Below are 7924 nucleotides of genomic sequence, written 5' to 3' on the forward strand. Positions count from 1 at the left end.
CCGACGAACAGGCCGATCAGGCCGGCCAGGCCACTGGCCAGCCACAGCGAGGTGAACAGGAAGGCGGCCACCGCCGCACCGCCGCCACCCAGCAGCGCGCGCAGCGGACGGGGCAGCCAGCCCAGCAGGGCGCGGGCAAAGGTGCCGACGAAGAACCCGATCACCAGCGCCACGGTAAAGCCGTCGCCGCCGCTCCCGCGCGGGGCGGGGTTGGCGCTGACCGGTGCCGGCAGTTCCTCGCCGTCGATCAGCTTGACCAGCGCGGCAGTGCCGTCGGCAAGTCCACCGGCGTAGTCGCCGCTGCGGAAGTGCGGGGCCAGGTATTCCTGGATGACGCGGTTGGCAATGGCATCGGGAATGGCGCCTTCCAGCCCGTAGCCGGGTTCGATCCGCACCTTCCGGTCGTCCTTGGCCACCACCAGCAGCACGCCGTCATCCACGCCCTTGCGCCCGACCTGCCACTGCTCGAACACGCGCTGCGTGTACTGCTCGATGGTCTCCGGCTGGGTGCTGGGCACCATCAGGATCTGCAGCTGGCTGCCCTTGCGCTGCTGCAGGGCCAGCGCCTGGGCTTCCAGCGCCTGCTTCTGCGTGGCGTCCAGGGTGCCGGTGGTATCCACCACCGGCGAGCTCATCGGCGGAATCGCCGCTTCGGCCTGCGCCCATGCGGGCCCGGCCAGGCACAGCCCCAGCAGCAGCAACGCGCGCAGCAGCGAGCGGATGTTCACCGGATCACTGCGCCGGGGCCTGCTGCGGCTGCGGCGCGGGCGCCGGGGCTGCCGGCTGCGCACCGAACTTGACCGCCGGCGGCTGCGAAATCTGCGCTTCGTTCTCGACCGTGAAGTTCGGCTTTTCCTTGTAGCCGAAGATCTTGGCGGTGATCAGCTGCGGGAACGAGCGGATGTAGGTGTTGTAGTCCTGCACCTGCTGGATGTAACGCCCGCGGGCCACGGTGATGCGGTTCTCGGTGCCCTCCAGCTGCGCCTGCAGGTCGCGGAAGCCCTGGTCGGACTTGAGGTTCGGGTAGTTCTCGGTAACCACCAGCAGTCGCGACAGCGCCCCGCTGAGTTCGCCCTGCGCCTGCTGGAACTGCTTCAGCGACTCGGCGTCGTCGGCATTCACGTTGACCTGGCCGACCCGCGCACGCGCGTTGGTGACGTCGGTCAGCACCTGCCGTTCCTGGTCGGCATAGCCCTGCACGGTCTGCACCAGGTTGGGGATCAGATCGGCACGGCGCTTGTACTGGTTGAGCACTTCGGCCCAGCCGGCCTTGACCTGCTCATCCTTCTGCTGGATCGAGTTGTAGCCACAACCTGACAACAGGCTGGCCAGCAGGGCCAGCAGGATCAGTCGGGGGGAGATACGCATGGCCGGCTCCGGATCGGGATGGACGCGGCCGGAGAATGGCATGAATAGGGGTTAATTCCCCGTTAGGGTGGGCGGGGGTGCCGCACCCGGTAGGTACCGACCGTTGGTCGGTACGGGTTTCACCAATTGCCGGCGCCCGGCACGTGGTGGGCCACCGCGCGGCGGCGCATCAGCAGGTTCAGCCACTCCACCAGCACCGAGAAGCCCATCGCGGCGTAGATGTACGGCTTGGGCACGTGCACGTCCAGGCCGTCCAGGATCAGCACCGCGCCGATCAGCAGGATGAAGGCCAGGGCCAGCATCTTCACGGTCGGGTTGGCGTCGATGAAGCGGCCCAGCGGGTTGGCCGCCAGCAGCATCACCGCCACCGACAGCAGGATCGCCGCGACCATCACCGGCACGTGCTCGGCGATGCCGACGGCGGTGATCACCGAGTCCAGCGAGAACACGATGTCGATGATGGCGATCTGCGCGATCACCATGCCGAACACCGCCGAGGCCTTGGTGGTGGTCGGGTCTTCGTCTTCGCCGCCGGTGATCAGCTCGCGGATCTCCATGCCGCCCTTGATGATCAGGAACAGGCCACCCACGATCAGTACCAGGTCGCGGATGGAGATGCCCATGCCGGCCACGGTGAAGAGGTTGGCCTGCATGTGCGCCAGGTAGGCCAGCGAGACCAGCAGCAGGATGCGGGTGATGCAGGCCACCGCGATGCCCAGCTTGCGCGCGAACGGACGGCGCGCTTCGGGCAGCTTGCTCACGGCAATGGAGATGAACACCAGGTTGTCGATGCCGAGCACGATTTCCAGTGCGCTCAGGGTCAGCAGGGTCAACCAGACGTTGGGATCGGACAGCAGCTCGAGGAACATGGAGACATCCTTACAAGGGGAAAATGACGCGCCGGGCGCGTCAGAAGATTCGCGGCGCCAGGACCAGGGCCCAGCACACCAGCACATTCATCATCAGCACGAACACCGCCGCCGAGCCCATGTCCTTGGCGCGGCCGGCCAGCTCGTGGAATTCGGCGCCGTAGCGCTCGATCACCGCCTCGATCGCTGAATTGGCCAGCTCCATGGCCAGCACCAGCAGCATCGAGCCGATCATCAGCGCGCGCTCGACCGGGCTCTGGCCCAGCCACAGCGCCAGCGGTGCCAGCACCACCAGCAGGTACACCTCGAGGCGGAACGAGGATTCGTGCAGCCAGGCCGCGCGCAGCCCCTGCCACGACCACACGGCGGCCTTGAAGATGCGCCGGGGGCCACGCGGCAGGTGCCCGAATTCGTCAGCCACGCCGGCACGCTCCACGGCGGAAAGCGTGGCACGGGGGCAGGTGCAGGGCACGGCAAGGGGTCATGGGCAGCGCATGGACGGGGCGTGAATCCTCCATTTTGCCATATCCGGCACAGCCCGGCCCCGGGCACCGGACGCTCGGGGCCCTAAGATGGTCCGGTACCCTGCAAGGAGTCCCGCATGTCCCATCGCGTCACCTGTCCCCTGCTGCTCGCCCTGGCGCTGACCGCCAGCCTGCCCGCGCTGGCCCTGAACACCGTGCCGGTCCCACCGCCGCAGGTACCAGGACAGGTGTCCAACGTGGCCTGGGCCGGCGACATGGCCGCCTTCGCCAAAGCGGACGCAGCCGCCCCGCCACCGCGCGGCGGTATCGAGTTCATCGGCAGCTCCTCCATCCGCATGTGGGACACCCTGGCCACCGACTTCCCGGGGCAGAAGGTGTTCAACCGCGGCTTCGGCGGTTCCGAAGTCCGCGACAGCACCTGGTACGCCGACCAGATCGTGATCCCGTACGCGCCGTGCAAGGTGTTCTTCTACGCCGGCGACAACGACCTCAACAGCGGCCGCACGCCCACGCAGGTGCGCGACGACGTGGTCGCCTTCGTGCAGCGCGTGCACCGCGACCTGCCGAAGACCACCGTCGAAGTCATCTCGATCAAGCCCAGCCCGTCGCGCGCGCAGCTGCTGCCGGCGGTGAGGGAAGCCAATGGGCTGATCCAGGCCGCGCTGGCGAAGTTGCCCAACACCGGGTTCATCGACGTCTACACGCCGATGCTGGGCACGGATGGGCAGCCGCGTGCGGCGTTGTTCCGGGAGGACATGCTGCACATGCAGCCGGAAGGCTATGCGATCTGGCGCGAGGCATTGGCACCGAAGGTGCAGTGTGACGCGGTGGAGCGGTAACAGCGCACGTTGTTCGTGGTCATGCGTTATAGGGCCGATCAGCATGGTCGGCGGTCGTTCGGGAACCGACCCTACCGCGCTTGCGGACCGTCGGGGGCGTCAGCGGTAGATGATCGTGGCCTGGGTGCCGACGCCGGGCTCGCTGGCCAGTTCGATCTTCCAGCCGAAGCGGTCGCACAGCCGGCGCACGATCGACAGGCCCAGGCCGGTGCCCTGCGGGCGGCTCGGTTCGGCGCGGTAGAACGGCTCGAACGCGCGCGACAGCGCTTCGGCCGACATGCCGATGCCGGTGTCGCGCACCACCACCCGGTCGTCCAGCACGTCCACGTCGATGCGGCCTTCGTCGGTATAGCTGCACGCGTTGCGCAGCAGGTTGCTGACCACCACCTGCAGCACCCGCGGCGGGGCGTGCAGCTGCACCGGCGCCTCGCTGTGCACGTGGATCTCGACCGGGCGACCGGCCAGCAGCTCGCGCGCATTCTCCACTTCGTAGCGCACGATGTCGTTGACGTCGAACAGCTCGATCTGCGGTTCCACGTCGGCTTCGCGCGCCAGGATCAGGAACGCGTCGATCACCGCTTCCATGTCACGCCCGGCGCGCTGGATGCGATTCAGGCCACGGCGCAGGCGCGGGGTCATGTCCTGGTCGCCCAGCGCCATGTCGCTGGCCACCCGGATCACGGTCAGGGGGGTGCGCAGTTCGTGGCTGGCATCGCGGGTGAAGTTGCGCTCGCGTGCCACGTGTGCGGTGACCCGCGTGGCCAGCTGGTGCAGTGCCGCCGCCAGCTGCCGGGTTTCGCCCTGCATGTCGGCGGGTAGTTTGTCGGGTGCCAGGTCGGCCGCTTCCGGGTGGCCCGGGTTCCAGCGCGACACGCGGCGCGCCAGCCAGTTCACCGGCGACACCAGCCGTTTCGACGCGCGATAGGTGACCCACGAGGCGCCATACACCGCCAGCAGGGTCAGCAGCACCGGCACGATGCCGAACCAGAACGCCAGCATCTCCGCACGCGAGCGCAGGAACACCAGGTACAGCCGCCCTTCCGGGCGTGCGTCGACCAGCACCAGCTGGTCGTCGGCCTCCAGTTCGTGGAACCCCGGTTCCAGCGTGCGCAGGTTCGCCGGCAGGCTCAACGCCGACTGCCCGGCTTCCAGCAGGTAGCCGCGGATGTTGCGCGTGTTCGGCGGCGGCTGCACCGGCGAGGCCGCGTGCAGGTTCCAAAAATAGGTGGCCTCTTCCTGCAGCGCGCTGCTGACCAGGCTGTGCTTGATCACCAGCGACACCAGCCACGCGCCCAGCAGGATGCCCAGGCTGGCAAGTACGGCCTGCAGGATGAAAACGATGCGGATCTTGCGCGGCAGACCGTGCGGCATTACGACGTCCAGGTGGTTCGGATGCCCCGGCTGGCGCCGGGGCATCGTGTCGCATCAGCTCATCGGCTGCGCGATATCGGCAATCCGGTAGCCGGCGCTCTGCACGGTGTGCAGCAGCGGACGGTCGAACGGCTTGTCGATGATCTTGCGCAGGTTGTACAGGTGGCTGCGCAGCGTATCCGAGTCCGGCAGGCCATTGCCCCAGATCTCGCGCTCGATTTCCTGGCGGGTGACCACACGCGGCGACTCGCGCATCAGGATGGTGAGCAGGCGCAGCCCGATCGGCGACAGCTGCAGCTCGGTGCCGGCACGCGTGGCGCGCATGCTGACCGGGTCGAGCACCAGGTCGGCTACCTTGAGCACCTCCGACCCCACCTGGCGACGTTCGCGGCGGATCAGCGCGCGCAGGCGGGCTTCCAGTTCCTGGATCGCAAACGGCTTGGTCAGGTAATCGTCCGCGCCGAACCCGAGGCCGGTCAACTTGTCGTCCAGCGTGTCACGCGCGGTCAGCATCAGTACCGGCGTCGACTTGCGGGCGTCGTTGCGCAGCCGGCGACAGACTTCGATGCCGTCCAGGCGCGGCAGCATCAGGTCCAGCACCACCACGTCGTAGCTGTTCTCGGCCGCAAGCCGGTAGCCGTCCAGCCCGTCCTGGGCGTAGTCGACCTCGAATCCGCGGCCTTCCAGGTATTCACCGATCATCTCGGAGATATTGCGGTTGTCTTCGACCACCAGCACCAGGCCGGAGGTTTCCTTTGTCTGACGCATGGGAGTCCCTCTTTCTTCAGCTTTGTGAAACATGCCGGATCGTCGGTAGACGCGATGTGAAGCCGCTCACACCCCGCTGAAATATTCATCACAGCAGGGGTTTCAGCAACGGCCAGACGTTCTCCAGCACCTGCGGCTGCGCAGCTGCGGTGGGGTGGAGGCCGTCCGATTGCATCATCCCGGGCTTCAACGCCACGTCTTCCAGCAGGAACGGCAGCAGCGGCACCTTGTACTGGCCGGCCAGCCCGGCATAGGTCTGGCGCAGCCGTTCGCGGTAGGCCGGCCCGTAGTTGGGCGGCACGTCGATGCCCAGCAGCAGCACCCGCGCACCGGCCTTCTGGCTGGCCACGATCATCTTTTCCAGATTGCCGCGCAGCTGCGCCGGGGTCAGCCCGCGCAGCGCATCGTTGCCGCCCAGCGCGATCACCACCACCGACGGCCGGTGTTTCTGCAGCAGCGCCGGCAGCCGGGTCAGCGCGCCGGCGGTGGTCTCGCCGCTGATGCTGGCGTTGATGACCGCCGGCGGCGGCTTGACCTGCTGGTTGATCCGCTGCTGAAGCAGGTTCACCCACCCGGAGGCGGCCGGGATATTGTGGGCAGCACTGAGGCTGTCGCCCACCACCAGCACCGCGGGCCGGGTGTCGGCACCTTTGGCACATGCCAGCGCCGGCACCAGCAGCAACGCTGCCAGCATCCAGAACGAAAGGGCCGCGCGGCCCGCCCACTTTGCTCGGTACATTGGAGAATCCTCATCGACAGCCTGTCCCCCCGCAGCGCGCCCGTCGCCATCGCCGCCCACGACGTGGGCAAATCCGCGCGTGGCCCGGAGGGTGAAGTCCACATACTGGACAACATCGACATGACCGTCCATGAAGGCGAGAGCGTGGCCATCGTCGGCGCCTCCGGATCGGGCAAGACCACCCTGCTCGGCCTGCTGGCCGGGCTGGACCTGCCCAGCCGTGGCGACATCGCCCTGGCCGGGGCCTCGCTGGGTGCGCTGGACGAGGAAGCCCGTGCCCAGCTGCGCGCGCGCGAGGTCGGCTTCGTGTTCCAGAGTTTCCACCTGCTGCCGGCGTTGACTGCCGAAGAAAACATCGCGCTGCCGCTGGAACTGGCCGGCCGCGAGGACGCCGCGCGGGTTCGCGAGGTGCTGGCCCAGGTGGGCCTGGACCACCGCGCGCGGCATTACCCACGCCAGCTGTCCGGCGGCGAACAGCAGCGCGTGGCGCTGGCGCGGGCGTTCGTGGCACGGCCGCGGATCCTGTTCGCCGACGAGCCCACCGGCAGCCTGGACCAGGCCACCGGGCAGCAGATCAGCGATCTGCTGTTCGCGCTCAACGCCACCAGCGACACCACCCTGGTGCTGGTCACCCACGACCTGCGCCTGGCGCAGCGCTGCGAACGCATCTACCGGCTCGACGGCGGTCGACTGGTGGATGCGGCCGGAATCAACGCATGAACGTCCTGCGTCATGCCGCGCGCGCATTGCGGCGGGAATTCCTGGCCGGTGACCTGCTGACCGTGTTCGCCGCGCTGGTGCTGGGCGTGGCGGTGATGACGGCGGTGGGCACGCTGGTCAACCGGGTCACCCTGGCCCTGACCAGCAGTGCCGCCGAAATGCTCGGCGGCGACCTGGGCCTGGGCGGGCGCGAGGACGTGCCCCAGGCCTTCGCCGACGAGGCCAGGACGCGCGGGCTGGCCAGCACCCGCATGGTCAGCTTCCCCAGCGTGCTGTTCCATGGCGATGCCAGCCAGATGGCCAACATCAAGGCGGTCGGCGCCGGCTATCCGCTGCGCGGGGAACTGCGCGTCAGCCGCGCGCCCGGCGGCGCCGGCGAGGTCGCCGGAACCCCGGCGCCCGGCGAGGCCTATGCCGATCCGCGCCTGATGCAGGCCTTGGGCCTGAAGGTCGGCGACGCACTCGAATTCGGTGCCGGCACACTCACCGTCACCCGCGTGCTGCAGGCGGAGCCGGATACCTCCGGCGAGTTGATGCAGTTGTCGCCGCCGCTGCTGGTGAACCGCGTGGACGTGGACCGCGCCGGCCTGCTCGGCCCGGGCAGCCGGGCGTCGTACCGGATGATGTTCGCCGGCGACGCGGCCGCCATTGCCGATTTCCGCGGCTGGTTGCAGCCGCGCGCGAAGGGCCTGCGCATCGTCGGCATCGCCGACGCGCAGCGCGGCGTACGCGGCGCGTTCGACCTGGCCGGCCGCTTCCTGTCGC

At 68.6% G+C, this 7924-nt stretch carries 9 protein-coding genes and 1 pseudogene; 3 read left to right on the forward strand and 7 right to left on the reverse strand.

Annotated features, from left to right (window positions below):
* The 4 genes from RWO33_RS17580 to RWO33_RS17595 form a co-directional block, all read right to left on the reverse strand.
* Window positions 1–722 (reverse strand): TPM domain-containing protein (locus RWO33_RS17580; protein WP_314106489.1); only part of this gene is annotated, 722 nt, incomplete at its 3' end.
* Window positions 723–732: 10 nt separating this feature from the next.
* Window positions 733–1368, reverse strand: coding sequence for a LemA family protein (locus RWO33_RS17585; RefSeq protein ID WP_145481563.1), 636 nt, complete (start codon window positions 1366–1368; stop codon window positions 733–735).
* A gap of 119 nt (window positions 1369–1487) precedes the next feature.
* On the reverse strand, window positions 1488–2237 hold the full coding sequence (locus RWO33_RS17590; RefSeq protein ID WP_123728386.1) for a TerC family protein: 750 nt from the start codon (window positions 2235–2237) through the stop codon (window positions 1488–1490).
* A gap of 40 nt (window positions 2238–2277) precedes the next feature.
* Window positions 2278–2658: a diacylglycerol kinase gene (locus RWO33_RS17595; RefSeq protein WP_314106486.1), complete on the reverse strand. Its 381-nt coding sequence runs from the start codon at window positions 2656–2658 to the stop codon at window positions 2278–2280.
* A gap of 180 nt (window positions 2659–2838) precedes the next feature.
* Between RWO33_RS17595 and RWO33_RS17600 the strand changes: the two genes are divergently transcribed.
* Complete coding sequence (locus RWO33_RS17600) at window positions 2839–3561, forward strand: SGNH/GDSL hydrolase family protein (RefSeq protein ID WP_314106487.1); 723 nt, start codon at window positions 2839–2841, stop codon at window positions 3559–3561.
* 99 nt (window positions 3562–3660) lie between these two features.
* On the opposite strand, the gene RWO33_RS17605 is transcribed toward RWO33_RS17600, so the two are convergent.
* The 3 genes from RWO33_RS17605 to RWO33_RS17615 form a co-directional block, all read right to left on the reverse strand.
* Window positions 3661–4932, reverse strand: a complete 1272-nt coding sequence (locus RWO33_RS17605; protein ID WP_145481560.1) for a HAMP domain-containing sensor histidine kinase — start codon at window positions 4930–4932, stop codon at window positions 3661–3663.
* A 54-nt stretch (window positions 4933–4986) separates the two neighbouring features.
* Window positions 4987–5700 carry a response regulator transcription factor gene (locus RWO33_RS17610; protein ID WP_019182442.1) on the reverse strand — a complete coding sequence of 238 codons (714 nt, stop codon included), beginning with the start codon at window positions 5698–5700 and terminating at the stop codon, window positions 4987–4989.
* Window positions 5701–5788: 88 nt separating this feature from the next.
* A complete protein-coding gene (locus tag RWO33_RS17615) occupies window positions 5789–6439 on the reverse strand; it encodes an arylesterase (protein WP_314106488.1) in 651 nt (216 codons plus the stop codon).
* A 120-nt stretch (window positions 6440–6559) separates the two neighbouring features.
* On the opposite strand from RWO33_RS17615, the gene RWO33_RS17620 reads away from it, so the two are divergent.
* Both RWO33_RS17620 and RWO33_RS17625 read left to right on the forward strand, forming a co-directional pair.
* A complete protein-coding gene (locus tag RWO33_RS17620; RefSeq protein ID WP_145481558.1) occupies window positions 6560–7159 on the forward strand; it encodes an ATP-binding cassette domain-containing protein in 600 nt (199 codons plus the stop codon).
* Window positions 7156–7924, forward strand: a pseudogene (locus tag RWO33_RS17625) (oxidoreductase); the annotation flags it as partial. The gene RWO33_RS17620 and the pseudogene RWO33_RS17625, both read left to right, overlap by 4 nt.

This window comes from uncultured Stenotrophomonas sp., from assembly GCF_963519925.1.
Taxonomy (GTDB): Bacteria; Pseudomonadota; Gammaproteobacteria; order Xanthomonadales; family Xanthomonadaceae; genus Stenotrophomonas; species Stenotrophomonas maltophilia_AE.

Excerpts from the sequence above, each read along its gene's own strand:
- RWO33_RS17600 (WP_314106487.1), top strand. The coding sequence starts at position 2,839 with ATGTCCCATCGCGTCACCTGTCCCCTGCTGCTCGCCCTGGCGCTGACC.
- RWO33_RS17610 (WP_019182442.1), bottom strand. The coding sequence starts at position 5,700 with ATGCGTCAGACAAAGGAAACCTCCGGCCTGGTGCTGGTGGTCGAAGAC.
- RWO33_RS17585 (WP_145481563.1), bottom strand. The coding sequence starts at position 1,368 with ATGCGTATCTCCCCCCGACTGATCCTGCTGGCCCTGCTGGCCAGCCTG.
- RWO33_RS17605 (WP_145481560.1), bottom strand. The coding sequence starts at position 4,932 with ATGCCGCACGGTCTGCCGCGCAAGATCCGCATCGTTTTCATCCTGCAG.
- RWO33_RS17620 (WP_145481558.1), top strand. The coding sequence starts at position 6,560 with ATGACCGTCCATGAAGGCGAGAGCGTGGCCATCGTCGGCGCCTCCGGA.
- RWO33_RS17590 (WP_123728386.1), bottom strand. The coding sequence starts at position 2,237 with ATGTTCCTCGAGCTGCTGTCCGATCCCAACGTCTGGTTGACCCTGCTG.
- RWO33_RS17615 (WP_314106488.1), bottom strand. The coding sequence starts at position 6,439 with ATGTACCGAGCAAAGTGGGCGGGCCGCGCGGCCCTTTCGTTCTGGATG.